Origin of the sequence: Natrinema saccharevitans (assembly GCF_001953745.1) — an archaeon.
Taxonomy (GTDB): domain Archaea; phylum Halobacteriota; class Halobacteria; order Halobacteriales; family Natrialbaceae; genus Natrinema; species Natrinema saccharevitans.
In genome coordinates this window covers 964,101-990,762 of the sequence record NZ_LWLN01000001.1, presented here as the reverse complement: position 1 = coordinate 990,762, position 26,662 = coordinate 964,101, and the positions used below count along the sequence as shown (strand labels likewise).

Here is a 26,662-nt window from a genome sequence, read left to right as displayed (position 1 = left end):
GCCGGTCAGTCGCCGGCCTGGCGACGCGTCTCCGGTCGGCCCCCGTCCCGTCCGTCGTCGTCGAGTTCGCGCCGGGCACACGCGGAAAAGGCGAAATCGAGCCGTCGTTCGAGACCGTCCGTCTGCGGAATCGCGCCCCCACACCGCGTCGGGGAGGGGTCGAAGTCCGGAGCCCAGGCGTAGGAACTCAGCATCGGCGTCGCGACGACCGTATCGCCCGAGCGAGCGGCGACGCCGTGGCGGTGGGCTAGCCCGAGCGCGTGCCCGACTTCGTGAAGTAGCACGTGCATCGTCCGCGCCGCCGTCGTAACTGGGGCGACCCAGTCGTCGCCGAGCAGGTCGTCGACCGACTCGAGCCGTTCGATGTGTCGCGCGCCGCCGACCGACGCGACGCGGGGACCGCCGTAGCCGGTCGGTGCGTCCCGCATTCCCCCGTCGGTCACCAACAGGTTGACCCCCGAGACGGGGTCGATGTCGCGGCGGCCGAGCCGTCCCGCCGCGAGCGCCAGCGGCCACTCACCGCGACTGGTGAGGCGGGCGGCGTCCTCGGTCGACACCGCAACTGTGCCTCCCACGGTCGGCTCGACGCGCCGACGCTCGGGCGCGAGCGTCCGTGCGAGGAACTCGCGGACGCGATCGGCTACCCCGTCGTAGCGACCGGCCCGCTCGGAGAGCCAGATCCGGACCGCGAGGGCGTCGTCGTCGGACCGAGTCGTATACGCCAGCGTGCCGAGCGACGCGGCCGATCCGACGGTCCCCAGAAACACGCGGCGCTTCACGACGACGACTTCCGCGGGCGCCGTTCAGTTCCTGCGGGTGAACATGGCCACGCATTAGAGTCGCTCGGTGACACCGCGTCCTCCCGGGGGTCGTCGGGTATCGACCACGCGAGCGCGGCGGCCGCTAACTCTGACCTCGAGCCCGGCCGGCAGTGCGGTCGGCTCGACCGGCCGGAGCAAGAGCAAGGCGTCCTCGGCGGTTTCGACCAGTCGTCTGTCCGGTCCTCGCTGGCGCAGACAGAGCGCCCACTCGCCGGATCGGAGTCGGGTTCGAACCTGCCAGTTGGTGTAGTACCGCCCGTTCGATCCCGCGAAGACGGTTTTACACGGCGCGGTTACCACGGACCGATCACCCCCACTCGAGCCGCGAGCCGCCGTCCGGAAACGGAACTCGACATCCTCGCCCGATCCGACCGGGGCCAGCCCCGTCGCCGCTCGGCTTCATATACGCGACTGTTAAACGATCGTGACTATCACTCGAGCGCGAATACGGGACGTCGATCCGGGACACGGTAGCGTCCCCTCCCCGCCTCGATCACCGCAGCGGACACCAGTATCAGGGTCGAGTGCCCGCGTTCGATCGGCGTCAGTCGGAGTCACCGCACGACCGCGATGCCGTTCGAAACACACTACCTCCCGCGCCGGGGCGCGGCGTCGCGCGGCTCCGTTGGCGTCCGGGAACGAACGGGTGCGAACGATCGGCCCGTCACTGCTCGGCCCCGTCTCTCGACGCCGATGTCCCCAGGTGTTCCGCCGTCTCGAGCGCGAGCCGATCTCCACTCGAGTGGCGGATCGATGCTCACTCGGTACTGCCGCCGCCCTCGAAGAACTCGCTGAGGATTCCCTTGAGTCCCTTCCGTAGGTGCTGGTGCATCGTCGGCGGAGAGATATCCATCGCCTCGGCGATGTCCTCGCCGGTGCTCTCCCGGGGCCAGTCGAAGAAGCCGCCGTAGTAGGCGAGTCGCAAGGTCGTGAGCTGTCGGTCGGTGAGCCTATCGAGGATCCGATCGCGACGCTCGGCCGCCGTCCGTACCGGCCGGTCGACCTCCCGCCTCGCGACGAGTTCGGTGTTCTCGTAGACGACGGTCAGCGCGTCCGCGATCTCCCGGATGTCGGCGTCCTGTGAGACTTCGACCAGACAGCGTCCCACGCCGTTCTCGACGACGACGTCGCAGATCGTCGCGCCGTGGTTCACAAGCGTCCGAACGCCCGATCTGGCGAGCCGGATCTCGACCGTACACTGGTCCTCGCCGTCGTGGATGAGTCGGCACTCCTCGACCGAGTCGTGGGAGTCGGCTTCCTCGAGGACCGTCTCGCCGTCGAGGCCCTCGATCGTGACGTACTGGAAGGTTCGCCCGCTGGCGGTCGTCCCCGCCCACTCGAGCGAACAGGTACAGTCGTACTCCTCGGAGAGATCGAAGGAGAGCGTGTCGCCGTCGTCGATGCGAAACTCGAGTTCGACGACGGTGTCGGCAAACAACAACTGGCGGTTCTTGACGGCCATGATCGTGAAGCCGATCGTCTCGCCGAGCAGTCGGAACCCGGCTCGCTCGCGTTCGCTGAAGGCGTCGTCCCGACTGGCGAGTACCGTCAACACCCCGTAGGTCGCGTCTTCGTGGGTGATCGGGACGGCGATCGCCGACCGAACGTCGTCCTCGCGGGCCGCCTCCCGAAGCGGCGCGGGCGTCGCTTCGTCGTCGAGGAGGTGGTTCGTCGTCTGGATCTCGCCCGTTCGGGCGGCTCTGGCGACCGGTCGATCCCGGTCGGTGGCGTACTCGGTACCGTCGCTGATCCAGCCGAGGTACGTGTCGGCCTCGCCTGCACCAGTTCGATAGGCGAGCCGCCCCTCGCCGGTGTGCTCGGCGATCCACGAGCCACAGTACAGCTCCGAGTCGACGAGTTGCGTACAGACCTCGCGCTCGATGGCGTCGCGGGCGGGTGCCTCGACCAGCGTCTCGATCACCTGCCGAACCACCGCGTTGATCCGGTTCAGCGTCTCGAGTTGGTCCTGGCGCGATCGGAGCCGCCGTTCGCGTTCGACCCGCTCGGTGATGTCCCGGGCGAGCCAGACGACGGCGCGTCGTCCCCGAATCCGCTCTCCGATCGGGACGACGCGGGCCTCGAACCGCCGGCGACCGTCGGTCGTGTCGGCGTCGTACTCGACGGATTGGACCTCGGCCGTTCGGAGGGCCCGATCGAGGCAATCCTGTAACTCCGCGGCGACCTCGTCCGAAAAGGCGTCGTCGAGTCGGCTGCCGCGCAGTTCGTCGGGGCTCGTCCTGTACAGGGCCGCCGACTCCGAGCGTACTTTCGCTTCCAGATAGGTCCCGTCCTCACCGATGACGAAGGCCTCGTCGGGCAGTTCGTTCGCGAGAATGCGGTGATGGCGCTCGTCCGTCGTCGTCGCACGGTCCCGAGACCGGATCGTCGAGACGATCCGGTCGATCGGGTCCTCGTCGCGTTCGCTCGGGACGTAGTCGGTCGCCCCGGCACGAAGCGCCACCGTTGCGAGTCGCTCGCTACCGTCCCCCGGGGCGACGACCGTCGGCACGTCCGGCGTCTCGGCGTGGACCCGTTGTAACAGCGTCTGGATCTCGCCGGGACTGTCCAGTTCGAGGACGACCCCGCCCGGTGGCGACGTCCCCGCTTCGTCCGCCGGCGTCAGGGACGTTCCCTCCGTCGCCGTCGATTCGTCGTCAGTCGCCGGACTCGAGTCGTCCCCGCCGTCCGTTTCGGGGTCGCTCTGCTCGGTCGGCGACTCCAGGACGGTTCCGATATCGTCGGCCGTCGACACCGCTCGAACGGCGCGGTCGGTCGCCTGCTCGAGTCGCGGTCGAAGGCGACTCCGTTCGCTTCGAGCGTCGATCACGACGACGATCGGTCGTTGACAGTATCCAGTGGTCATCCGTATCTCCCCCGTCGCGTCCGCCGAAGCCGCTACCGCCGCGCTCCTTTCTGTGCTATCGTGACTGTGAAATAAAAGCTTGCTGGTCAAACGCGGTCGATCGAAGTGAACTCGACCGGCCGTGGATGCGCCGCAGTCGAGGCCCGGTGACTGCCTCGAGCGGAAAGACCAGCCGAGAGAGCCACGACCGAACCCGCCACCGAACGGAACCCCGGCGCGTCTCGTGGCCGATTAGAGTTCGCCTCGTTCCCGTAACGCATCGATTAGATCGTCCACGAGGGGTTCGACGCCCTCGTAGGGAAAGTCGCCGCCGTCGGTCTTGGTGTACAGCTCCATCGCGGTCATCGAGAACTCCCCGGCCTCGAATCTCGTACTCGGGCCGTTGGGAAGCGCCGGGACCAACACCATGGGATCCGAAACCGGATAGTCAGCGCCCTCGAACGCGTCGATCAGCTGTTCGCGGAGGTCTGCTTCGGCCGTCATGTTAGGTCGTGGTTGTCCCGCGGACGGATTAACTCTCGGGTGCGGTCGCCATCAGAGCCGGCGCATGAACTCGGGGAGGATCCCCCGCTCGGTCGATTCGCCGGCCGCGGTCGGTTCCGCAGCGGCTCGGTCCGGCTCGGCCTCGCCTCGAGGCTCGGCGGACGCGGCCCGTTCGGCCTCGCCCGGGCCAGCCGTATCGGCTGTGGGGGTATCGGCCGGAGCGTCGGTTCCCCCGTCGGTCGCGTCCGCCGTTCCGCCGCCGGTCGCGGACTCGGTACCGGCCTCGACGGCCGCCTCGAACGCCTCGGCGGACTCGGGGCCGAAGTAGTAGGGATCGGCGGGAAGCGCCGCCCGAAGCCGGACGTTCGCGTAGGCCGCCACGGCGAGTGCCGGGAGAAACAGCGGTTCGATCCCGACGACCGTCGGCCCGGCCGTCAGGATGACGAGAAAGACCGACAGCGGCGAGTACGCGAAAAAGGCGACCAGCCGAAAGGCGTCCCCGACGTAGGCGTCGACGACGTAGGCGTAGACGCCGTAGGCACCGACGACCAGTCCGAGGTCGGCGTAGAGTCCGACGAGCAGGCCGACTTCGCCGGCCACGAAGCCGTGGATGTGAACCGCGAGCGCGCCCGTCAGGACGGTCGTTCGGTTGACGTAGGTCTCGTCGAGTGCCATCCCGAACACCAGCACCGCGAGCTGGATCAGCGGGGCCGCGAGCCACCACGGGAGGGAACTGAGGAGAACGCCGGGATACACGTCAATTACACCCACTCGTTCGGGTAGATCCGTCCCGGTCCCTTTAACGTTCGTTCCGTTTCGAGACTCGATACGGCGGCCGGAACCGGCCACGTCCATCCTCGAGTGCCGCCCCCGGCCACGACAGAAATAACAGATGAAGTATAATTTTTCGAAACAGTGATTAATCAGCGGGGACGAGTGTTCCCCCATGGCGAAGGATACCGTCAGGTACCCCGACGACGTGGTCGAGGAGATCGACGCGCTCGTCGACGACGGTATGTTCGAGAGCAAGTCCGAGTTCTATCGCTTCTCCGCGGAGTACGTCCTGACCCTGATCAACGACGATCACGACGTCAAGACGTTCAATTTCGACGAGATCAAGGGCGAACTCGACATCAGCGACCGCGACCACGCCGAAGCGCTCGGGGCCGACGGCGGGACCTTCTTCCTCGACGCCGTGATCAACGTCCGCAAACACGGGCTGCGGGGCAACTACGAGGCCGCGGAACGCTTCATCGACACCCACTACGACGAGACCGACCAGGAGTGTATCATCCTCGAGGAATTGCTCGGCACCTACCGCGACGAGTCGGCGTAAGTGTTTGGGACCGTCTCAAAGCGATCTAGAGTTTCGAGTTGTCGACAATCTGAAATTTCGAAGTGCCGATCTCTAACGCGCTCTAAACGACGTGTACTCGGCGCACGCCATTCTAACGCAGCATCACTGTTGTAATAAGGTGCCGTCGCGACTCGCAGCGGCAAACTCGAGACGGCTTTGCGACACGACCGAAACTCTTCTTAAATAATATCTGTTATTGAAATCTATTCGGGTGAATACTGTAGTAGCCACTGAACGTCATTGCACACCTGATCGCACGACGGCGCTGCGATCAGTGTGTGAATCGTTTCAGCGGTTACTATATTTATCGTTGGATTTCGTCCATCGATTATACCAAACGAGAACGTGAGCCGCTACGGTAAAAAGCGTTATAAGCCAAAGGTCTAACAGGACGAGCGGATCGTCCATATTTGTTTGCCCCACCTCTGTTTTCCCAAGTAGATATACGCCTATACTAAATAATAAAGCAATATCCAATATTCTAGCTGTATTCTTTGGTTTCACCATGTATCGTTGAGTTGAATGAGTTTGGGAAGTTAAAACTAAATTAAGTACATCATTCGATCAATTATTTCCTGTTCACCGTCTACACTGTCCTCATAGATGTCTCCAGCACTATCAATTGTTTGTCCAGTCTCCACGTTTTCTCCGCTCACTCGGCGAACGGCTCGCCGAGCGCCGCCAGATCGACGTTCTCGGCGACGAGCCGCGCCGCCCGATCGTACGGCGTCGTGTCGGTCTCATCGGCGTCCGACGGTGATCGGCCACCCGATCCGTTCGTCGGCCAGTCGACGCCGGCCGTCTCGGCGACGTGATCGAGAAACGCCGCTCGGATCGACTCGTTGTCGAACAGGCCGTGCAGGTAGGTCCCCAGCACGCGCCCGCGGGCCGCGCTCGAGTCGCCGAGCGGCCGCGTCACGTCGCCGACCGCCTCCGTCCGGCCCGCGTGGATCTCGTAGCCCGTCGCGGGACCCGCTGCCCCGGCGAGCAGCGGCGACGCCGACCCGTCGACGGGCACCGCGGTCCGCTCGAGGCGCTTCTCGCCCTCGAATCGGGTCTCGACCGGCAGCAGGCCCAGTCCCTCGACGACGTCGTCCTCGCCGGTCCCCTCGAGCGCGGCGTTGGTGATGCGCTCACCTACCAGCTGATAGCCGCCACAGAGGCCGACGATCGGGCCGTCGAAGGCCGCGAGCGCGTCGGCGTAGCCGGCCGCGTGCAGCGCCAGCAGGTCGTCGACCGTGTTCTTCGTCCCCGGGAGGACGACCGCGTCGGCGTCGACGCCCGCGAGCGGATCCCGACCACCGCCGCTCTCGTCGACCGGAAGGTAGACGACGGAGACACCCGGCTCCGCCGCCAGCGCCTCGAGGTCGGTCGCGTTCGAGATGCGGGGGAGCCGCGGGACAGCGATCCGGAGTCGCCGGTCGGCCGCCACGCCGTCGTCGTCGCCGACGACCCCCCGTTCCTCGCTGCCGGGGAGGCCGACGCTGTCCTCCTCGGGGAGCCCGGGATCGTCGTAGGGCACCACCCCGAGGATCGGCACGCCCGTTCGGGATTCGATCTCCTCGATCCCGGGCTCGAGCAGGCACGGGTCCCCGCGGAACTTCGTGATGAGCGCGCCGACGATGCGGTCCCGGAGGTCGTCGGGGACGAGTTCGATCGTGCCGTAGAGGCTGGCGAAGGCCCCGCCGCGTTCGATGTCGACCAGCAGGAGGATATCGGCGTCGGCGAAGTCGGCGGTCTCGACGTTCGCGAGGTCCCGATCGTGGAGGTTGATCTCGCCGATGCTGCCCGCGCCCTCGGCGACGATCACGTCGTTGTCGGCCGCCAGCCTGCGGTACGACCGCTCGGCGGCTTCGCGCGCGCGAGTCCAGTACTCTTCGTAGTAGGTGCCGGCCGGCACGTGGTCGTGGGCCTCCCCCTGCAGGACCAGCTGGCTCTCGCCGTCGCCGCGGGGTTTGAGCAGGACCGGGTTGCAGTCGGTGGTCGGGGTCGTTCGGGCCGCTCGAGCCTGGACGAACTGGGAAACGCCGATCTCGCCCCAGCGGTCGCCACCCTTCGCCGAGCCGCCGTCGGTTCCGTCCCCGCCCTCGGCGTCCGGCCGCACGACGACGCGGGCGTTGTTGCTCATGTTCTGGCCCTTGAAGGGGGCGACGTCGACTCCGCGGTCGGCGAGCAGGCGACAGAGGCCGGCCGCGACCGTCGACTTGCCGACGTGGCTCGCGGTGCCGGCGACGAGAAGGGTTCGTGTCATCCGCGTTGGCGGTAGTCGGAAAGCCGGGAGTATCGGCCTGTCGGTTCGCGTTCGGCGTCCGGTGCCGCCGCGACCGGAGCGATAGGATCGGTTGGCGACTCCCGTCAGCTACTCCGTTCTGTATCGCGCGTCCCAGCGCGGCCCGGCGCGACTCGAAAGGACGATCCCTACCGTCCCCATAACGAACCCGCCCAGACCGAGGGCCGCGGCCACCTCGAGCGACGGCGGGGCGACGACGAAGCCGGCCACGAGCGTCGGGACGAGCGCGACGGCGACGCCGACGGTAAACGTCGCGAACCGGACGGCGTCGAAGAGGAACTCGTTTGGGTCGAAGCCGGCGATGGAGACGGTCAGCCCGTAGTAGTACAGCGCGTAGCCGGCCAACAGTATCGCGCCGACGACGGCGTCGAGGGGCGTCGCGTCGAACCAGACGACGGCCGCGAGATACGGGACCGCGGCCGTCGGCGCGCCGACGAGGACGAACGCCGTCCGCTTGGCTCGGAAGACGTCGGCGATCGAAACGGGGTAGGCGAGGTAGGCCTCGAGGGAGTCGAACTGGGTGAGCCAGTTGTACGTGGTAAAGGCCGAGAGTCCGAGGACGCCGCCGAAGAAGATTCCCGGCGCGGGCGCGACGCCGGTGATCGAGTCGACGACGCCGACCAGGGCGGCCACGAGCGCAAGCAGGATCGTCGACGAGACGAACGGCTTCCAGACGCCGCCCGAGGAGCGGGCGAGATCGAGCAGCGACTTCGTCACGAGGGGCGAATCGGCGACGGGCAGGGCCGCACTGAGTCGGGCGAACCGGTCGGTCGCGGTCCGCGAGGGCCGGCCGTAGGTCGGGTCGTACAGCAGGAGCGAGCCCGCCGCGACGAGGAGGGTCGCGGCGGCCAGCCCCCCCGCAGTCGCGACGGTGCCCTCGAGCGGGACGAGGACGCGCCGGAGGACCGCACCCGCCTCGAGCGCCCACGAGCCGACGACGGCGAGGCCGATCGCCAGTCCGATACTCCACGGCGGCGCGCCCCGGGTCCGGACGGCGATCGCGGCGACGGTCGTCGCCATCCCGACGGCGAAGACCAGAAAGAGCGATCCCCAGAACAGGGCGACCGAGAGCGGCGTCGTCGCGGAGAGACCCTCGGCGACCGCGCCACCCAGCGCCATCGGCAACACGAACGCGACGCCGTAGAACAGCGCGTCCTTCAGGAGGAAGGCCCCGAGCAACCGCCGCCGCGAGAGCGGCAGCGTCGTCGACGAGGACAGCAACAGCGAGAGTCGGCCGAAGACGTTCTCGAGCATGTCCGAGCCGGCAAAGCCCGCGGTGCCGCTGTAGAGGCCGAAGCCGGCCGCGAGGACGTGGAGGCCGACAACGACCGTTCCCGGCGCGGTGCCGGTCTCGACGAGCGCGACCGCGCCGCCGATCGCGAGGGCGGCGATCACGAGCGGAAAGAGCGCGAACCGCCAGCCGCCGAACAGCTCGGTGTGCATGCGCCACTCCTCGCGAAGGAGGATCGCGAGCAGCCGACGAGTCGACAGGCCGGTGCCGGACTGGTCTATCCCCGTCGGGCCGGCAGGGTCCGTCGTCTCGCCGGTCATGCGTCCAACTGCTCGAGCGTCGGCGTGTCTCGCGCGTCCGCGCCCTCGACGCGGTCCAGGAAGACCTCGAGCAGCGACTCGCCGCCCTCGCCGTCGGCCACGGACTCCTCGGTGACGAGCCGGCCGTCGGCCACGATGCCGACGCGGGTACAGATCTCCTCGGCGACGTCGATGTTGTGCGTGGAGACGAAGACGGCGTTGTCGCCGGCCGCGTAGGAGACGAGAAAGCGCTTGACCTGCTCCTGAACGAGCGGGTCGAGGTTCGCCAGCGGCTCGTCGATGAAGACCACGTCGGGCTCGTGGAGGAAGGCCTGCGCGATCATCACTTTCTGTTGCTGGCCCCGGGAGAGGTCGGTGTGTAACGTGTCGAGCTTGCTCTCGAAGCCGAGTCGCTCGGCCCAGCTATCGGTTCGCTCGGCGACCCGGTCCGCGTCGAGGTCCCGAACCTCTCCGACGAACTCGAGGTACTCGCGCGGCGTGAGAAAGCTCGGCGGCGACTCCTGTTCCGGGAGGATGCCGACCCGTCGGCGCGTCTCGATCGGCTCCGCCGTCGGATCGGTCTCGAGGACGCTGACCGTGCCCGAGTCGGGTTCGATCTGGCCGGTCAACACTCGGATCGTCGTGGTCTTGCCCGCACCGTTGGGCCCGAGAAAGCCGTACAGTTCCCCCCGCTCGACGGTGAACTCCATGCCGTCCACGGCGTCGACGGCACCGTAGGACTTTGCGAGTCCGGCAACGTGAATCGCACCCATTGAACGCGAAACCGTTTGGAGGATTTGATAATAATTGTATTGGTAGGGGTATAGTGACAGGTCATCACCGCACGTGCCACGGCGCTCAGAACTCGGTGCCTCGTCGCGCTCGCTGGCCGTCGTCGATCGGGTGTTTCTCCTTGCGGACGTTCGTGATCAGGTCCACGCTGTCAGTGAGATACGCGGGCTCGGTGTGGCTCCCCGAGAGGACGAGTTCGAGGTCGTCGGGCGTGGCCTCGATCAGCCCCAGCACGTCGTCCCGGGACAGCAGCTCCCGGTCGGCGGCGTAGAGGACCTCGTCGAGGATGAGCATGTGCATCCCAGCCTCCGGCTCCGCCTCGAGAGCGATCGGGGCGGCGAGGTCGGCCGCTTCGGCCGCCTCGAGCAGTTCGTGGGCGCGCTCGAGGCCGGCCTGCGCTTCGGCCTCGTGGTCGGCCTCGTCGCTGCCGTCGGCCATCCCGTGCCAGCCGTAGTGGCCGAGGTTCTCGTAGCTGAACCCCGGCAGGGCGGCGATGGCGTTGTACTCGCCACGAACCGCGTCGACGCTCGAGGCCCCGCCTTTCATGAACTGGAGCATGTGGACGCGGTAGCCGTGGCCGGCGGCGCGCATCCCCATCCCCAGCGTCGCCGTCGTCTTTCCCTTCCCGTCGCCCCACCAGACCTGCACGCGGCCGAACTCCTCGGGCGCGGCCGGTTCGATCCGCTCCGGTTCGGGCGTCCGCCCCTGACCGGGCGTGTTCTCGATCGCGGACTCGACTGGCTCCTCGTTGCTCATACGCGGGCGGTCGGGCCGCGCCCACATGTACGTTGCTCCATCGCCGGCGGATCCCATGACATGTGTAACCAAATGTGTCTTGAGTCCTCGCTCCCAACCCGCGATCACCGATGTCCCTCGAGTTCTCCGCGTCCGACGAGACCCCCGGCCTCGAGCGCGTGATCGCCGCGCTCGACGACGGCGCTTGCCGTGAAATCATCGCGGTCCTCGCGGAGCCGATGACGGTCGGGGAGATCGCCGAGGCGACGGAGCGTCCGCTCTCGACGACCTACCGCAAACTCGAGTACCTGACCGAGGCCGGCCTCGCCGAGGAAGCCGTCGGCGTCCGCGAGGGCCGCCACCGGACGTCCCGGTACGTGGCCAACCTCGAGCGGATCTGGATCGGGCTCGACGAGGACAACGAGTTGCGCGTCGACGTCGACCACGCCTCGGGGGCCGACATCTGGGCCGACCTGCAGGGCAGCCACTGACGCTCTCGCTCGGTCGCCCCGCGTTAGCTTTCGACGAGGTCCGCGTCCGTCGGCCCCTGGCCGTCGAACTCCCGGACGAACCCGTCGAGCCGTTCGGGATCGGACGCCGCCGGCAGTCGCTCGTCCGCGGTGGAACACTCCGTCTCGACCCCGAGTCGCTCGCAGACGCGGTCCGCGGTCGCCTCGGCCATCCGCCGATAGGTCGTCAGCTTCCCGCCGACGATGCTACAGCAGTTCTCGACGCCCTCGTCGGCGTGATCGAGCAGGCGAAACCCCCGCGAGATTCCCCGACCGCCCCGCGCGGCTTCGTCGGGTTCGTACAGCGGGCGGACGCCCCACCACGTCCGGACCCGGTCGGCGTCGGCCACCGGCGGGAGCATCGCCGCACACTCCCGAACCGTCTCCGCGATCTCCCAGTCGCCCCGCTCGTAGTCGTCCGGATCGTCGACCGCCACGCTCGTCGTCCCGAGGACGACCTCGCCGTCGTGGGGGACGACGATGTCCCCGTCGGCCGGCTCGCGACACCGGTTGAGAACGGGCTCGAGACCCGGGTATTCCACCGAGACCATGACCCCGCGAGTCGGTCGCATCTCGACGTCGGCGCCGGCCATCGCCGCGACCCGAGCGGCGTAGGGTCCGGTCGCGTTCACGACGTAGTCCGGGCGGCGGAGGGTCGCATCGGCGTCGCCGCCGAGCGTGACGGTCGCGATCCGGCCGTCCTCGACAGTCATCGATATCACCGGGGCGTGAGTCCGGATTCGCGCGCCGTGGTCGCGGGCGTCGACCGCGTTCGCCGCGACCAGTCTCGACGGTACGACGACCCCGTCGGGGACTTCCATCGCGCGGTCGACGTCGGCCGCGAGATCCGGGACCGCCTCGCGGGCGGCCGCGCCGTCGACGACGCGAGTCGGGATGCCGACGTCCTCACAGGCCGCTCGCTTGGCATCGAAATAGGCCGGATCGTCGGCTTCGAGTTCCACGAAGAGGCCGCCGGTGTCCCGGACGCACGCGCCCGCGATCCGGCGGACGGTCCGGTTCTCCTCGAGACACGCCCGGGCCTCGGGGCCGTCGGCCTCGGCGTAGCGCGCGCCGCTGTGTAACAGGCCGTGCGACCGCCCCGAGGTGCCCGATGCGAGCCCGTCGCGCTCGACGAGCGTGACGTCGACGCCCCTGCGCGCGAGGTCTCTCGCGATTCCCGCCCCGGTCGCGCCGCCGCCGATTACGAGGACTGTGGGTCGCTCCATACTCGACCGACGGCGGCCAGACTGACGTAGCTTTCTCCGATCGAGTCGGGATCCGACGAACGAGCGGGTCGTGGCTCGCTGTCGTGTCTCGAGCGCGGCGACGGGAGCGTCGCCGACTCGACAACGATGACGCTGCTACCGGGTGGTGGAGATGAGTGATCGGAGTTGCGTTGCCGGTCTGTTTATCGGTGCCGGCGGCCACGATATCGACTTTCGAACGTGTTCCGAGACCGGACACTGTTACCGCGGAACTCATCCCGCCGGGGTCTCGCTACACCGGGTTCGGATCGCGGCGTGACCGGCAGTGACGTGGCTCGGCTATCGCTCTCGAGACGATCGCAGCGATCGATCGCGATGACGCGTCGATCGACACAGCCGATGGCCTCACCGCCGCTGTGGCCGGTTGCTCCCCGCAGCACTCCACCTTCTTTCGACGGAGATAGCGGCAGTAGTTTCCGAAACGCCCGAGCCGAGGTATCGCTTGCTCGGGAACTCGTCTTTATGCGTGGGACCGCCTAACCCGGGTCCATGACAGCAGACGTGACGAAAACACTGGGTTCCCGAGCCGCGGCCGCATCCGCTTTGCAAACCGGACCGGCCGCGGTCACGTCGGGCCCGCGATCGGAGGTGTCCCGGGAATGAGCGACGCTTCGGAGTCCGATACTCCGGACGAGGGGTCCGACCGAGACGACGGCCACCTCGAGGACGTCGAGGTCGGTGCGGGGTGTACCGAAATCTGGGAACACCTCGCCGAGGAACGCGAGGAATGAACTGCCGGTCCCGACTCGAGCGACCCCGCTACTGGTTCGGCGCGATTTTCTCCTCGAACCGCTCGCGGACTTTCTCGACTTTCGGGGCCGCGTGCATCTGGCAGTAGGCGTCGGTGGGGTTCTTCTCGAAGTAGTTCTGGTGTTTCTCCTCGGCGCGGTAGAACGTCTCGAGGGGCTCGAGTTCGGTTACCACGTCGTCGTCGTACTCGGCGTCGAGGGCCTCGATGTAGGCCTCGGCCTGCCGTTGCTGCTCGTCGTCGTGAGCGAGGACGATCGAGCGGTACTGCGTTCCCACGTCGGGCCCCTGTCGGTTGAGCTGGGTCGGGTCGTGCGTGGCGAAAAAGACCTCGAGCAGTTCGTCGTACGCGATCGCGTCGGGGTCGTACTCGACCTGGACGACCTCGGCGTGGCCGGTGTTGCCGGAACAGACCTCCCGATAGGAGGGGTCCTCGACGTGGCCGCCGGCGTAGCCCGAGGTCACCGACGCGACGCCCTCGAGTTCCTTCATCGCCGCTTCGGTACACCAGAAACAGCCGCCGCCGAACGTAGCTCGTTCCATACCCCCAGTAGGACGCGACCGAGGAAAGGTGTGACGGGTGGGTTCGTGCGGCCCCCGGCCACCCGGCCGGCGCTCGTCTCGCGATCCGAACCGCGTGCCAAGGGATTTGCCGGTGGCCGACGAACGCCGGGGTATGTCCTGGGACACAGTCGACCTCGAGTGGGACGGCGCGGTCGCGACGCTGACCGTCGACCGACCGGACGCGTTGAACGCCCTGAACGTCGAGACGCTGACGGCGATGGGTGAGGCGATCGAAGACGCGGCCGACGAGGGCGCACGGGCGCTCGTCCTGACGGGGGCCGGCGACGCGTTCATCGCCGGCGCGGACATCAAATACATGCGGGATCTCGATCCCGAGGCGGCACAGGAGTGGGGCGAACTCGGCCACGACGTCGCCGACGCGCTCGAGGCCTTTCCCGCGCCGACGATCGCGGCGGTCAACGGCTACGCGTTCGGCGGCGGCTGTGAGATGGCGCTGGCCTGCGATCTCCGCGTGGCTGGCGAGTCGGCGCTGATCGGCAATACCGAGATCGATCTGGGGATCATCCCCGGCTGGGGGGCAACCCAGCGGCTGCCGAGGCTGGTCGGCGACGAGACCGCCCGCCGGATGATCTTCCTCGGCGAACGCCTCGACGCCGAGTCGGCCGCCGAGGCGGGACTGTTCGGCGAGGTCGTGGCGGACGACGAACTCGAGACGGTCGTCGGCGAACTGGCCGATCGGCTCGCCGCGAAACCGGCCTTCGCGATGCGAACCGCAAAAGCGGCGCTCAATCAGGGCTACGAGGGCTCACAGGAAAGCGGTCTCACCTACGAAAAGCGGGCCTTCGCGAGCCTCTTCGGGACGCCGGACCAGCGCGAGGGGATGGCGGCGTTCGTCGAGGATCGCCAGCCCGACTTCGACTGAGCTAACGCTCCGCGACGCGCCAGGTGAGCAACACGCCCTCGTCGAGCCGGTCGGCGGCTGTGAGCGCGAGTTCGGGGAAGTCGGCGACGAACCCCTCGCCGTCGGCCAGCGTGGGCGCGTCGCGACCGCCGATAATCGTCGGGCCGACGAACGTCCGGAGCTCGTCGACCAGCCCGGCTTCGAACAGCGAGAAAATGAGTTCGCCGCCGCCCTCGACCATGACCCGCTCGAGGCCCGCCTCCTGAAGCGCCGCGAACGCGCGCAGGAGGTCGACCCGGTCCTCGCCCGCGGTGACCAGTTCGGCGGCGTCGGCGAGTTCCGCGCGGCGATCGACGGGGGCGGCCTCGCTCAGACAGCAGTACGTCGTCGCCGCGTCGTCGAGAACGGCCGCGTCGGTCGGCGTTCGGCCGCTCGAGTCGACCACGACCCGCGCGGGATTTTCCGGATCGCCCCGCTCGAGCCGTCGCTCGCGCAGCCGCTCGTCTTTGACCGTCAGGTGCGGATCGTCCGCGAGGACGGTCCCGACGCCGACGAGGACGGCGTCGCTTTCGGCCCGGACCCGATCGACGCGGGCGAAGTCCTCGTCGCCGCTGACCGCGAGTTGCTCCCGGCGTCGCGAGGAGAGTTTGCCGTCGGCGCTCATTGCGGCGTTGACCACGACGTGCATACCCTTGCTGCGGGGACGACGGTAAAGAAAGCCCCCGTCTCGTGGCCGCCCTCCGAGCCGCCGCTCGGTCCGACTATGCGCCGCTATATAGCATCGCATACCCAACATATAAACGACTTATCCGGCTTCGCTGGACGAGTCGGACACTACGCGTGACGACCGCTACCACCCCGTCCGACGACGCGGTATCGTTCGACCACCGCCACATCGACCTCGAGAACCGCGACGACGTCTACGTCGTCGGCGACGTTCACGGCTGTCCGGACGCGCTCGATGCGCTGCTCGAGCGTCTGGACCTCGGGGGGAACGACCTCGCCGTGTTCGTCGGCGATCTGGTCCGAAAGGGGCCCGACAGCGAGGCCGTCCTCGATCGGGTCCGACGGTCGCCGCGACTGCTCTCCGTTCGGGGCAACAACGAGCGAAAGCTCATCGAGGGATCGTCCTCCCTGCCGTCCCTGAGACCAGTCGACTATCAGTATCTGGAGTCGCTGCCGACGGCGATCTCGTGGGACGGCGGTCTCGTCGTCCACGGCGGAGTGGACCCGACTCGCTCGCTGGCGACCCAGACCCGCGACGACGTGTTGACGATGCGCTCGCCCGAGGGCGACGGCTACGACGGCCCCTTCTGGTTCGACGCCTACGAGGGGCCGCCGCGGGTCTTCTTCGGCCACACCGTCCTCGAGACGCCGATCGAACGGGAGTGGGCGGTGGGACTCGACACGGGGTGTGTCTACGGCGGCAGTCTCACGGCGTACGACGTCGGGAACGAGCGATTCGTCAGCGTCGACGGCCCCGACCACGTCGAGCGGTCGGCCGAGAAGATCGTCACACCGGACGACAGTCGCTAGGGATTTTCGGGATGAACGAACGAGACGCGACAGCCGACGACGAACGGGGTGGAACGACCCCGGGGGAACGGGCAGACGACCAGTCGACCGCCGACGACTCCGCGTTCGCGTTCCGATCGATGCTCGACGAGGACGGCGTGGCCACCTCGGACGCGACCGGCTCGAGGGCCGACGACGCGGAAACCGACGACGGCGGTGACGAGACCGCGGCTACCGGTTCCGACGACGAGACGCCGAATACGGGACCGGACGAGACCGACGACGGCAACGCTGCTACGCCGGGTCTCCCCGAGGAGACCGGTGACGGCCCGACCGGCGTCGACGGGCTCGGTCCCGTGACCGAGGAGACCGACCCGTCGTCCGACGTCGCCGATGTCGACCTCTCGGACCCCGACTACTACCTGAACCGCGAACTCGGCGAACTCGCCTTTCAGCGGCGGGTCCTCCACGAGGTCCTCGACGACGACAACCCGCTGTTAGAGCGCGTGAAATTCTGCTCGATCGTCACGCGAAACCTCGACGAGTTCTTCCGCAAGCGCGTCGGCGGCTTGAAACAGGGGATCGCGGCCGGCGTCACCGAGGAGACGCCCGACGGCCGCACGCCCCGCGAGCAGTGGGACGCCGTCCTCGAGGCGGCCCGGCCGCTGCTCGAGCGCCAGAGCGAGTGTTACCGCGAGGAGATCCGCCCTGCGCTGGCCGATGCGGGCATCGCCGTCGTCGACTACGACGACCTGACCGCGGTCGAACGCGGGACGGTTCGCGAGTACTTCGAGAGTTCGGTGCTGCCGACGCTGACCCCGCTGACGTTCGATCCGGCCCATCCGTTCCCGTTCATCTCGAACCAGAGCCTCTCGCTGGCGGTGCTGACGCGGGAACGACCCGGCGCGGAGCTGACCTTCTCCCGGGTGAAGATCCCGCGCAACCAGCTCCGGTTCGTCCAACTCGGCGACGAGCGGCGGTACGTCCTCCTCGAGGACGTCGTCCGGGCGAACCTCGAACTGCTCTTCCCGGACGTCGAGGTGGTCGACACCGCCCTGTTTCGCGTGACCCGCAACGCCGAGGTCCGGCGCAACGAGGAGGTCGCCGAGGACCTGATCGAGAGGATCGAGGAGGTCATCGAGGAGCGACGCTTCGCCACCGCCGTCCGCCTCGAGATCGAACCCGACGCCCCACGGAAGGTCCGCGAGATCCTCACGCGGGAACTCGAACTCGACGAGCGGGAGGTGTTCGAACTCGACGGGCCGCTCGACTACCGGGACTTCGCGGATCTGACCGACCTCGATCGGCCGGACCTGAAACTCCCCGAGTGGTCGCCACAGCCTCACCCCCGGCTGGGGCGGTGTGACGACGCGACGAACGTCTTCGACGCGATCAGCGAGCGCGACGTCCTCGTCCATCATCCCTACCACTCCTTCGAGGGGACCGTCCAGCGATTCCTCGAGGCCGCGGCCAACGATCCCGACGTGCTGGCGATCAAGGCGGCGATCTACCGGACCGCCAGCGATTCGCGGGTCATCGAGAGCCTGATCGAGGCCGCCCACAACGGCAAGCAGGTCGCGGTCATGGTCGAGTTGAAGGCCCGCTTCGACGAGGAGAACAACCTCGAGTGGGCAAAGAAACTCGAGGAGGAGGGGATCCACGTCGCCTACGGGACGATCGGGTACAAGACTCACACCAAGACCTCGCTGGTCGTCCGCGAGGAGGACGACGGCGTCCGGCTCTATTCCCACGTCGGGACCGGCAACTACCACTCCGAGACGGCCAAGAGCTACGAGGACCTGGGGCTGCTGACCGCCGACCGGGACATCGGACAGGACCTCGTCAGGCTGTTCAACTACTTCACCGGCCACTCGATGCACCGGGACTACCGGGACCTGCTGATCGCGCCGGGGAACATGCGCGATCGGTTCACCGAACTGATCCGGGCCGAAACCGAACGAGCCCGCAACGGCGAGGAAGCGCGGATCGTCGCCAAGATGAACCGCCTCGAGGATCCCGAACTCGTCCGGGAACTCTACGAAGCCTCGATGGCCGGCGTCGACATCGACCTGCTCGTCCGTGACATCTGTCGGCTCCGGCCCGGGCTCGAGGGGATCAGCGAGACGATCGACGTCTACAGCGTCGTCGGTCGCTTTCTCGAACACTCGCGGATCTTCTACTTCCGAGCCGGCGGCGAGGACCGCTACTACATCGGGTCGGCCGACTGGATGACCCGCAACCTCGACAACCGGGTCGAGGCGGTGGCACCGATCGAGGATCCGCGGCTCCAGGGGCGACTCGAGACGATCCTCGAGACGCTGCTCGCCGACGATCGGAACAGGTGGGTAATGCGTTCGGACGGCACCTACGACCGCTGTCGATCCGCCGAGGGCTCGACGACCGACGCCCACGAGACGTTCATGCGATCGACGATACACGACGCAGATAGGGATCGGCGAACCGATCTCGGCGACTGAACGGCGGGTCGACCGCCGGCCGACGGTTCCCCTTTGGGTTCCCGGAGCGAGTTTCGCCAGCGGAGCGGCCCGCAGCCACCGATACCGATCGGTTCGGGGCCGTACGGATCTCTCAATAGCACAACTAGCAGCGGCTTTGTACGTTCCGTCGGCAGGATCCGATACGCGTTCCATCCCGACCATGAACGGCTCAACCGGTGGTTACGGCGATCGTTCGACGCGGCAACGGCTCTCGACGGCGACGCAGTACGCGACCGAGACGGCCGCCCTCGAGTCGATCGTCGTCCGGTACGAGGGCCGGCCGGACAGATGTACGATCACCCCGCGCGAGTGTCCGGCCGACGACCAGTTGACCACGTGGCTGTCGGCGGACGTGGACGCGTTCGTCGACCTCTCGGACGCGCGCTGACGGCGACCGTCTCGCGGCCCCGTGATCGATTCGAGCCGTTTCCGAGAATACTATATAGTACTATGTTTGGTAACTATTTTCGATAGACCATTACTGACGGCTCGATACCTAAAACGCCAAAAATCAGGCTACTACGGCGCTATTATCGAAATCGACTCTCTCTATAGTCTAGTGGATTTATATTGTTGTGATCGAAAGCCACCCGTATGGAGACGCGCAAGGTCCAGGTGACCGGTGGGTCGACGTATACCGTTTCGCTCCCGAAAACGTGGGCGACCGACAACGGTGTCAGCAGCGGGACGACCGTCGAGTTCTATCCCGAAGGCGACGAACTCCTCCTCACGCCGGAACGCGAGACGCGCCGGCAGGAGGGTACCCTCGACGTCTCCGGCCTCGAGGGCGAACAGCTCACGCGGGCCGTGATGACGATGTACGTCAGCGGCTTCGACGTCATCTCTCTCGAGGCCGGTCGGATCACGACCGAGCAACGAAGCGCGATCAGGGGCGCGACCCAGCGGCTCGTCGGCGTCGAGGTCTTAGAGGAGACCAGCGATAGCGTGGTCATTCAGGACCTGCTCGACTCCTCGGAACTCTCGATCGTTAACGCCGTCACGCGCATGCGCTTGATCGCCCAATCGATGCTCGAGGACGCGGTGACGGCCCTGATCGAGAACGACGACGCGATCGCCGAGGACGTGATCGAGCGCGACGACGACGTCGACCGGCTCTGGCTGGTCGTCTCGCGGATCTTCCGCGCAACGTTGCGTTCGCCGCGTGCCGTCGAGGAACTCGGCGTCTCCCGGGAGGATTGCTTCGACTTTCACTCGACGGCTCGGCAACTCGAGCGGATCGCCGACCACGCCGTCAAGATCAGCGACATCGCGCTCAAACTCGACGACCTCCCGGCCGACGTCGCCGATGCCGTCCACGGGCTCCACGCCGAGGCCGCGTCGGTCTTCGAACAGTCGACCGACGCGCTGTTCGCCGACGAGACCGAGGAGGCAAACCGCCTCGGCCACGCGGCGCTCGAGGCCGTCTTCGAGATCGACGAATACACCCGCAGAATCGACGACATGTTGCGCGATCTCGAGCCCGCACAGGCCCAGTCGCTGGGGCTGATCGTCGACTCGCTCTCGCGGAGCGCCGACTACGGCGGCAACATCGCGGAGACGGCGCTGCAGAAGGCCGCCCCGCGGCCCTGAGCGACCCGCGGGCGACCTCGGGTCGGCGCGCTCGACTGGAAGGAGAGATCACGCCGGTCCGGCACCCCGAGATCGGGGACGTCCGATCCGCGCTCGTCGTGCGAAACGGAGAGCCGCGGCTGGCCGCGCTGCCAGCGACGGAAGAATCAACGGGCGTTACTCGAGGAGGACGGCGTTGACCTGACCGGTCTGGCCGGGACGGGAGGTAACGCGGGCACGACCCTCGCTCGTCTCGATGACGGCGCCTTTCGTGATGATGTTTCGGCGGACGTAGTTCGGGTTGGCGTCGTTCTCGACGACGTCTTCGATCTCGGCCGAGACCGTCTCGTCGCCCTCGTTGACGCTCGCGACGTTGGTCGCCAGCGCGCGGGTCTTCGTCTCGTTTCCGCGGGCGTCGACGGTGCGGAACCGCGGTTCGCCGACCTGCGTCTCGGTCGGCAGTCGACCGAGTTCGTTCTTCCGGCGCTTTCGAACGTTCTTCAGTCGACCGCCGGTTCGCTTGCGCGTAGAGCGTCCCTGATCCTGCATACACGTACCCAGCCCCGGCGCGTATTTATATGCAACGAGATACACCCCGTCGGCGGACCGCCGGCGCGCTCGCCGCTCGGTCACTCGTCTGCGACCAGACAGTAGGCGCGGCCGGGCTCCTCGAGGGTCGTCTCCTCGTCGCTGTAGTAGTTCGAGAAGACGCCGCGCTCGGCGTAGTAGATCCGCCCGTCGCGGGGGATCGCACCGCTGGTGACGTGGCCGCGGTTCGCGACCCGCCAGCGCCGGTCGCCGGTCTCGCGATCGAGCGCGTACAGGTGCGTGTCGTAGGAGCCGACGAGGATCGTCTCCGCGGTGGCCGTGAGCGAGCCGATGACGTGCCCGCCCACGTTGGCAGACCACAACTCCTCGCCGCTGTCGGTATCGAGCGCGTAGACGTGATGATCGTCGCCCCCGACGTAGACGACTCCCGCCTCGGGATCGATCGCCGGATTCGACATGACGACGTCGCCGGTGTCGAACGACCACTCCTCGCTGCCGTCCGCGAGGTCGAGCCGGTAGAACCGGCCGTCCCACGAGCCGACGAACGCCGCGCCGTCGTAGACCGGGATCGTCCCCTTGATCTGCGCGCCGAGGTTGAACCGCCCGCCGGCCATCGACTTCCCGTCGGGGCCGCCCTCGCCGCCCGCCTGAAACGACCACGCGAACTCGAGCGAGGGAAACTCCCAGCAGTAGACGACGCCGTCGTTCGAGCCCGTGACGAGCCGGCCGGTCTCACAATCGATCGCGGGCGAGGGGTGGGGCATTCCCCACAGCCGATCGTCACTCCACGTCGGGGTGCCGGTCGCGGCGTCGAGTTCCCACACCGTTCCGCTGGCGGGATGCTTGTGTTCGGTGAGCAGGTACAGCGAGCCGTCGACGTACGCGGGACTCGAGCCGATCGCGATCGCACCGCCGAACTCGCGGGCGGTGGTCCGCCAGATCACGTCGCCGGAGCCGATGTCGATGGCGTAACAGTCGCCGTCGTAGCCGCCGAGATACGCGACGCCGTCGACGATCGCCGGCGTGCCGTGAAAGCCAAGGCTCCGCGAGGCACCCGTCTCGAGGTGCCAGCGCTCCTCGCCGGTCGGCGTGACGGCGTCGATTCGGCCGGTGTCGCTGGCGACGAGGACCGTCTCGCCGTCCGGCGTCGGTCGCGGCGTCGACTTGGCCGCGGTGTGGCCGATCCGGTTGGTCGGGAACGACCAGTCGACTCGAACCGCGTCCGGGACGGTCTCCTCGGGGTAGTACCCGTACCGACGCAGGCCCCGCCGGAACATCGAGGTGCCCTCGTCGGCCGGCAGGGGAACGTAGCCGTCCGCGTCGTTCGCGGCGGCAGTGATCGCCGAACAGTCCGCCGGCGAGCGGTACTGGCGGTCGGCACAGCCGGCCAGTCCGACGACGCCAGCCGTGCCGGCGGTCCCGAGCAGTTGCCGCCGGGTGACGCGCGCAGTCGCGGCCCTCTCGCCGTCGCGATCGGCGTCGGCGGCTCGGCGATCCGCGGCGCGCTCGCTCACGCGTCTACTCCTGCTGGGCGTCGACGACCGCCACGCCAGCCAGGTTCACGATGTCCTTGACCTCGTCGCCCCGCTGGAGGACGTGAACCGGCTCGTCCATCCCGACCAGCATCGGGCCGATGGCGTCGGCCCCGCCGAGTCGCTGGAGCAGCTTGTAGCCGATGTTTCCCGACTCGAGGTTCGGGAAGACCAGCACGTTCGCGGGCTCTTCGAGTTCGGAGAACCCGTAGGTGCCCTCGAGGATGTCCTCGACGACGGCGGTGTCGGCCTGCATCTCGCCGTCGACCGTGAAGTCGACCTCGGGGTCGTCCTGCAACAGCTTCGCCGCCTTGCGCGGTTTGCGGGTCCCCTCGTTGTCGACGCTGCCGAAGTTCGAGTACGACAGCAGGGCCGCGCGGGGTTCGATGTTGAACCGCCGCGCCAGCTTGCCGGTCTGTTTGGTGACCTCCGCGAGGACCTCCTCGTTTGGGTCCTGGTTGACCGTCGCGTCGGCGACGAAGATCACGCGGTTCTTGAACGTCAGCATGTAGACGCCCGCGGCGTAGTCGACGTCGTCGTCGGTGCCGATCACCTGCAGCGGCGGCCGCAACGCCGAGGGGTAGTGATGCGAGAGGCCCGTCAGCAGGGCGTCGGCGTCGCCCTGTTCGACCATCACGCTGCCGAAGTAGTTCGAGTCGCGCTCGATGAGTTCGCCGGCTTCGCTGCGCGTGATCCCCTTGCGGGCCCGCAGTTCGTGGAGTCGGTCGGCGTACTCCTCGTAGTCGCCGACGGAAGGATCGGCGACGGTCGGATCGAAGTCCAGCCCGAGGTTCGCCGACGTCTGCTTGATCTCGTCTTCGTCGCCGATCAGGACCGGCAGGGCGATCCCCTGCTCCTGGATCTGGTAGGCCGCCCGGATCATCTTCTCGTTTTCGCCCTCCGCCAGGGCGACCGTCTTGGGATCGCTCTTGGCCTTGTTGAGAACGACCCGCATCATCTCGCGAGACTTGCCGAGTCGAGCCTCGAGTTGCTCCTCGTACTCGTCGAGGTCGAGTTCGGTGCGTGCGGCACCGGATTCCATCGCCGCCTCGGCGATCGCCGGCGCGACGCGGAAGAGGACGCGAGGGTCGACGGGCTTGGGGATGATGTAGTCGGGGCCGTACTGGATCGGCTCGTCGCCGTAGGCCTTGACGACCGCGTCCGGGACGTCCTGTCTGGCGAGTTCGGCCAGCGCCTCGGCGCAGGCGACTTTCATCTCCTCGTTGATCTCGGTCGCGCGCACGTCGAGGGCCCCGCGGAAGATGAAGGGGAACCCGAGGACGTTGTTGACCTGGTTCGGGTAGTCCGAGCGGCCGGTGGCCATGATGACGGTGTCGTCGCGGGCCGCCTTGGCCTCCTCGTAGCCGATCTCGGGATCCGGATTCGCCATCGCGAAGACGATCGGGTCCGACGCCATCGACTGGATCATCTCCTGGGAGACGATGCCGCCGATCGAGAGCCCGACGAAGACGTCGGCCCCCTCCATCGCGTCCGCAAGTCCGCCCTCGGGCACGTCGCGGGCGAACTGCTGTTTGTACTCGTTGACCTCGCCCGCCGCGGCGCGTTCCTCGGTGATGATCCCCGAGGAGTCACACATCGTGATATTCTCCTTCCGGACGCCCAGCGAGACGTAGAAACGCGCCGTCGCGATGGCGCTCGCCCCCGCACCCGAGAAGACGACCTCGAGTTCCTCCAGGCTCTTGCCGGCGATGTCGGCGGCGTTGAGCAGCGCGGCCCCGGAGATGATCGCGGTGCCGTGCTGATCGTCGTGGAAGACGGGGATGTCGATCTCCTCGCGCAACCGTTCCTCGACGGTGAAACAGCCGGGCGCTTTGATGTCCTCTAGGTTGATCCCGCCGAAGGTCGGCTCCATCATCTTGATCGCCTCGACGAGCTTGTCGGGGTCCGAGTCGTCGAGTTCGATGTCGAAGACGTCGATGTCGGCGAAGCGCTTGAACAGCACGCCCTTGCCCTCCATGACGGGCTTGGAAGCCTGTGCGCCGATGTCGCCCAGCCCGAGAACGGCCGAGCCGTTCGAGACGACGCCGACGAGGTTGCCCTTGGCCGTGTACTGGTAGGCGTCGGTCTCGTCGTCGTCGATCTCGAGACACGGCGCGGCGACCCCCGGCGAGTACGCCAGCGAGAGGTCGCGTTGGGTGTTCGTCGGTTTCGTCGTCGAAATCTCGATCTTGCCCGGCGGATCGGTCCGATGGTACTCGAGTGCGTCCTCGTCTAATCCCATATCGGGGACACTGTGGGCGACTACAAAAAACAATGCGAAGGGGAGTTTCGACGACCGTCGAAATACACTGCAGCCCACGGCCGCAGTTCGTCCGAGTAAAAGACGGAAATTCGACCGTTTTATACGCTCCGCAGAAGTGTGGTGGGGTATGGACGTCGCGCTTGGTGGGACCTTCGACCCCGTTCATGACGGCCATCGACGGCTGTTCGAACGGGCGTTCGAACTCGGGGACGTGACTGTCGGCTTGACCAGCGACGACCTCGCCCCGAAGACACGAGACGTCGACCGGCGGGTCCGGTCGTTCGACGAACGGAAACGGAACCTCGAGTCGGAACTCGAGTCGATCGCGGCCGATCACGACCGCGCGTTCGAAGTTCGGATGCTCGAGTCGCCCACGGGGATCGCAACGGAACCGCAGTACGACTATCTCGTCGTTTCGCCGGAGACCCGCGAGGGCGGCACACGTATCAACGAGATCCGCCGCGAACGGGGCCACGACCCGCTCGAGGTCGTCGTCGTCCCGCACGTCCTGGCCGAGGACGGCGACATCATCTCGAGTACCCGGATCGTCCACGGTGAGATCGACGAACACGGCGCGGTCGTCGACGGGGAGTAAGCGCCGTCGCGAGGAGCGATCGCCGGGTCGACGATCGATTGCCGTCGGACAGTACCGGACGATACGGCTTCGTATCGTACAGTTACGCCGGGACAGCCCGCTCCTGGGTCGCGCTACGAAACGATTACCAGCGCGGCGGCTCGAGGCCCGCCGCCTCGAGCAACTCCTTCCAGCGCGATTGGATCGAGAGCCGGGAGACGTCGGCGGCGTCGGCGACCGCGCCCTGCGTGCGGCCGTCGCCGGCGACGAGCGAGCCGGCATAGAGACTGGCGGCCAGTACCGCCCGCTTCGATCGATCCGACTCGGGGACGTCGGTCAGAAAGAGGTCGGCCGCACACGAGCGGGCCTCCGTCGAGAGCTCGAGCCGGTCGGCGATCGTCTCGAGTTCCGCGAGCCACGGCTCGTACTCGACCCGATCCCGGGCGCTGTGCATACGTCCGGGTATCGGCTCGGACGGCATAAACGTGCGGTCGCGCCGGGCCGCGTCGACGGCCGATATCGTACCGGTCGAAACGCGTTCGGCTCCGATCGCACAGCCGTCGTGCGGTCGGGTGTGCAGCGACTGTCTGTGGCTCCCGTCGCCTCCAACAGAGTACTACCGATCGCAACACTTGATTTACGTTCGACGGGGCATCGGGACCGCGTGCGCCGGATTCGACGATAGTATAGTAGCGCTTGAAAATCAAATGCACACCCGATCGCAGGACAGCGTTGCGATCGGTGTGAACCGTTTCAAGCGCTACTATAGCAGCTGACCGTCACTGCACATCTGATCGCACAACAGCGTTGCGAGCAGCCTGGCAATCGTTTCAGTTGCCACTATAGGAGCCGACTACTTAACCTCACGTCGGCCGTCGGGTCGAGTGACGCGCGGCGTGTCGAGTCCACCCCATGACGGAGCCAACCTGCAAACTCGTCTGTACCGGCTGCGGGCTCGAGCTGTCCTACCGGGAGCGCTCGCTGGCCGAACGGGCCGCGGAGTTACACCAGCTCCGGGATGCAGAACACGTGACGTTTATCGTCCCGCCGGACTGGTCGCCCGAGGAGCCGGTGACTCGCTGTTGATCGCCGCTTGGCGCGGACCGACAGGTACTTACTCGATTCGTGAAAACTCGAGACCGAGCGCGGGTAGCCAAGCTAGGCCAACGGCGCAGCGCTTAGGACGCTGTCCCGTAGGGGTCCGCCGGTTCGAATCCGGTCCCGCGCATTCTCCGCGAACAACGTCGTGAGCGGAGAATGCGGTCAGCGGAGTCGAACGAGAGAAGACGGACGAAGCGAAGCGAGTCCGTCTTCCCGTTGTTCGAATCCGGTCCCGCGCACTTC

The 26,662-nt window shown here is 67.3% G+C and carries 26 protein-coding genes and 1 tRNA gene; 11 read left to right on the top strand and 16 right to left on the bottom strand.

Annotated elements, in window-relative coordinates:
* Positions 1 to 5: 5 nt before the first annotated feature.
* The 5 genes from A6E15_RS05085 to A6E15_RS05065 all read right to left on the bottom strand — a co-directional run bounded on the left by A6E15_RS05085 (position 6) and on the right by A6E15_RS05065 (position 4,938).
* Positions 6 to 779 carry a peptidase M10A and M12B matrixin and adamalysin gene (locus tag A6E15_RS05085; protein ID WP_076144339.1) on the bottom strand — a complete coding sequence of 258 codons (774 nt, stop codon included), beginning with the start codon at positions 777 to 779 and terminating at the stop codon, positions 6 to 8.
* A gap of 54 nt (positions 780 to 833) precedes the next feature.
* Positions 834 to 1,121: a hypothetical protein gene (locus A6E15_RS05080; RefSeq protein ID WP_076144337.1), complete on the bottom strand. Its 288-nt coding sequence runs from the start codon at positions 1,119 to 1,121 to the stop codon at positions 834 to 836.
* Positions 1,122 to 1,578: 457 nt separating this feature from the next.
* Positions 1,579 to 3,684 (bottom strand): bacterio-opsin activator domain-containing protein, encoded by a 2,106-nt coding sequence (locus A6E15_RS05075; RefSeq protein ID WP_076144335.1) that lies wholly within the window; start codon positions 3,682 to 3,684, stop codon positions 1,579 to 1,581.
* A 231-nt stretch (positions 3,685 to 3,915) separates the two neighbouring features.
* Entirely contained in the window at positions 3,916 to 4,167 is a 252-nt protein-coding gene (locus tag A6E15_RS05070; protein ID WP_076144334.1) for an MTH865 family protein, read from the bottom strand.
* Between the two features lie 51 nt (positions 4,168 to 4,218).
* A complete protein-coding gene (locus A6E15_RS05065; protein ID WP_076144331.1) occupies positions 4,219 to 4,938 on the bottom strand; it encodes a hypothetical protein in 720 nt (239 codons plus the stop codon).
* Positions 4,939 to 5,113: 175 nt separating this feature from the next.
* Here A6E15_RS05065 and A6E15_RS05060 point away from each other — a divergent pair, with 175 nt between their 5' ends.
* Positions 5,114 to 5,503, top strand: a complete 390-nt coding sequence (locus A6E15_RS05060; RefSeq protein ID WP_006179649.1) for a ribbon-helix-helix domain-containing protein — start codon at positions 5,114 to 5,116, stop codon at positions 5,501 to 5,503.
* Between the two features lie 673 nt (positions 5,504 to 6,176).
* Here the strand turns inward: A6E15_RS05060 and A6E15_RS05055 are convergent.
* The 4 genes from A6E15_RS05055 to A6E15_RS05040 all read right to left on the bottom strand — a co-directional run bounded on the left by A6E15_RS05055 (position 6,177) and on the right by A6E15_RS05040 (position 10,892).
* Complete coding sequence (locus A6E15_RS05055; RefSeq protein ID WP_076144329.1) at positions 6,177 to 7,775, bottom strand: cobyric acid synthase; 1,599 nt, start codon at positions 7,773 to 7,775, stop codon at positions 6,177 to 6,179.
* A gap of 108 nt (positions 7,776 to 7,883) precedes the next feature.
* Positions 7,884 to 9,365 carry a hypothetical protein gene (locus A6E15_RS05050; RefSeq protein WP_076144326.1) on the bottom strand — a complete coding sequence of 494 codons (1,482 nt, stop codon included), beginning with the start codon at positions 9,363 to 9,365 and terminating at the stop codon, positions 7,884 to 7,886.
* Positions 9,362 to 10,117 carry an ABC transporter ATP-binding protein gene (locus A6E15_RS05045; RefSeq protein WP_076144324.1) on the bottom strand — a complete coding sequence of 252 codons (756 nt, stop codon included), beginning with the start codon at positions 10,115 to 10,117 and terminating at the stop codon, positions 9,362 to 9,364. Before A6E15_RS05045 ends, A6E15_RS05050 begins: the two co-directional genes overlap by 4 nt.
* A gap of 85 nt (positions 10,118 to 10,202) precedes the next feature.
* Entirely contained in the window at positions 10,203 to 10,892 is a 690-nt protein-coding gene (locus A6E15_RS05040; protein ID WP_076144321.1) for a cob(I)yrinic acid a,c-diamide adenosyltransferase, read from the bottom strand.
* 110 nt (positions 10,893 to 11,002) lie between these two features.
* On the opposite strand from A6E15_RS05040, the gene A6E15_RS05035 reads away from it, so the two are divergent.
* Positions 11,003 to 11,362: a winged helix-turn-helix domain-containing protein gene (locus A6E15_RS05035; protein WP_076144320.1), complete on the top strand. Its 360-nt coding sequence runs from the start codon at positions 11,003 to 11,005 to the stop codon at positions 11,360 to 11,362.
* Positions 11,363 to 11,385: 23 nt separating this feature from the next.
* Here the strand turns inward: A6E15_RS05035 and A6E15_RS05030 are convergent, their stop codons facing one another.
* On the bottom strand, positions 11,386 to 12,606 hold the full coding sequence (locus tag A6E15_RS05030) for an FAD-dependent oxidoreductase (protein WP_076144317.1): 1,221 nt from the start codon (positions 12,604 to 12,606) through the stop codon (positions 11,386 to 11,388).
* Between the two features lie 638 nt (positions 12,607 to 13,244).
* Here A6E15_RS05030 and A6E15_RS21655 point away from each other — a divergent pair.
* Complete coding sequence (locus A6E15_RS21655) at positions 13,245 to 13,376, top strand: hypothetical protein (RefSeq protein ID WP_277612882.1); 132 nt, start codon at positions 13,245 to 13,247, stop codon at positions 13,374 to 13,376.
* 28 nt (positions 13,377 to 13,404) lie between these two features.
* On the opposite strand, the gene msrA is transcribed toward A6E15_RS21655, so the two are convergent.
* The gene (gene msrA, locus A6E15_RS05025; RefSeq protein ID WP_076144314.1) at positions 13,405 to 13,935 is read right to left on the bottom strand and encodes a peptide-methionine (S)-S-oxide reductase MsrA; all 531 of its coding nucleotides are present in this window, start codon (positions 13,933 to 13,935) and stop codon (positions 13,405 to 13,407) included.
* Between the two features lie 133 nt (positions 13,936 to 14,068).
* Here msrA and A6E15_RS05020 point away from each other — a divergent pair, with 133 nt between their 5' ends.
* Positions 14,069 to 14,839, top strand: a complete 771-nt coding sequence (locus A6E15_RS05020) for an enoyl-CoA hydratase/isomerase family protein (RefSeq protein ID WP_076144311.1) — start codon at positions 14,069 to 14,071, stop codon at positions 14,837 to 14,839.
* Position 14,840: 1 nt separating this feature from the next.
* On the opposite strand, the gene A6E15_RS05015 is transcribed toward A6E15_RS05020, so the two are convergent.
* The gene (locus A6E15_RS05015; RefSeq protein ID WP_076144308.1) at positions 14,841 to 15,506 is read right to left on the bottom strand and encodes a 2,5-diamino-6-(ribosylamino)-4(3H)-pyrimidinone 5'-phosphate reductase; all 666 of its coding nucleotides are present in this window, start codon (positions 15,504 to 15,506) and stop codon (positions 14,841 to 14,843) included.
* A gap of 152 nt (positions 15,507 to 15,658) precedes the next feature.
* On the opposite strand from A6E15_RS05015, the gene A6E15_RS05010 reads away from it, so the two are divergent.
* The 4 genes from A6E15_RS05010 (at position 15,659) to A6E15_RS04995 (ending at position 20,421) form a co-directional block, all read left to right on the top strand.
* Positions 15,659 to 16,354: a metallophosphoesterase family protein gene (locus A6E15_RS05010; RefSeq protein WP_076144305.1), complete on the top strand. Its 696-nt coding sequence runs from the start codon at positions 15,659 to 15,661 to the stop codon at positions 16,352 to 16,354.
* Positions 16,355 to 16,365: 11 nt separating this feature from the next.
* Complete coding sequence (gene ppk1 / locus A6E15_RS05005) at positions 16,366 to 18,810, top strand: polyphosphate kinase 1 (protein WP_076144303.1); 2,445 nt, start codon at positions 16,366 to 16,368, stop codon at positions 18,808 to 18,810.
* Positions 18,811 to 18,991: 181 nt separating this feature from the next.
* Complete coding sequence (locus tag A6E15_RS05000; RefSeq protein WP_076144300.1) at positions 18,992 to 19,219, top strand: DUF7511 domain-containing protein; 228 nt, start codon at positions 18,992 to 18,994, stop codon at positions 19,217 to 19,219.
* A gap of 206 nt (positions 19,220 to 19,425) precedes the next feature.
* Complete coding sequence (locus A6E15_RS04995; RefSeq protein WP_076144298.1) at positions 19,426 to 20,421, top strand: phosphate uptake regulator PhoU; 996 nt, start codon at positions 19,426 to 19,428, stop codon at positions 20,419 to 20,421.
* A 156-nt stretch (positions 20,422 to 20,577) separates the two neighbouring features.
* Here A6E15_RS04995 and A6E15_RS04990 read toward each other — a convergent pair whose 3' ends face one another.
* The 3 genes from A6E15_RS04990 to A6E15_RS04980 all read right to left on the bottom strand — a co-directional run bounded on the left by A6E15_RS04990 (position 20,578) and on the right by A6E15_RS04980 (position 24,723).
* On the bottom strand, positions 20,578 to 20,949 hold the full coding sequence (locus A6E15_RS04990) for a 30S ribosomal protein S8e (RefSeq protein ID WP_066297088.1): 372 nt from the start codon (positions 20,947 to 20,949) through the stop codon (positions 20,578 to 20,580).
* A gap of 80 nt (positions 20,950 to 21,029) precedes the next feature.
* A complete protein-coding gene (locus A6E15_RS04985) occupies positions 21,030 to 22,463 on the bottom strand; it encodes an outer membrane protein assembly factor BamB family protein (protein WP_076144296.1) in 1,434 nt (477 codons plus the stop codon).
* 4 nt (positions 22,464 to 22,467) lie between these two features.
* Entirely contained in the window at positions 22,468 to 24,723 is a 2,256-nt protein-coding gene (locus A6E15_RS04980; protein ID WP_076144293.1) for an NADP-dependent malic enzyme, read from the bottom strand.
* Between the two features lie 148 nt (positions 24,724 to 24,871).
* On the opposite strand from A6E15_RS04980, the gene A6E15_RS04975 reads away from it, so the two are divergent.
* Positions 24,872 to 25,339: a phosphopantetheine adenylyltransferase gene (locus A6E15_RS04975; protein ID WP_076144291.1), complete on the top strand. Its 468-nt coding sequence runs from the start codon at positions 24,872 to 24,874 to the stop codon at positions 25,337 to 25,339.
* Between the two features lie 124 nt (positions 25,340 to 25,463).
* On the opposite strand, the gene A6E15_RS04970 is transcribed toward A6E15_RS04975, so the two are convergent.
* On the bottom strand, positions 25,464 to 25,772 hold the full coding sequence (locus A6E15_RS04970; RefSeq protein ID WP_076144289.1) for a transcription initiation factor IIB family protein: 309 nt from the start codon (positions 25,770 to 25,772) through the stop codon (positions 25,464 to 25,466).
* A gap of 458 nt (positions 25,773 to 26,230) precedes the next feature.
* On the opposite strand from A6E15_RS04970, the gene A6E15_RS20795 reads away from it, so the two are divergent.
* Both A6E15_RS20795 and A6E15_RS04965 read left to right on the top strand, forming a co-directional pair.
* Positions 26,231 to 26,404, top strand: coding sequence for a hypothetical protein (locus A6E15_RS20795; protein ID WP_175607209.1), 174 nt, complete (start codon positions 26,231 to 26,233; stop codon positions 26,402 to 26,404).
* Between the two features lie 57 nt (positions 26,405 to 26,461).
* Positions 26,462 to 26,546, top strand: a tRNA-Leu gene (locus tag A6E15_RS04965).
* Positions 26,547 to 26,662: the final 116 nt, after the last annotated feature.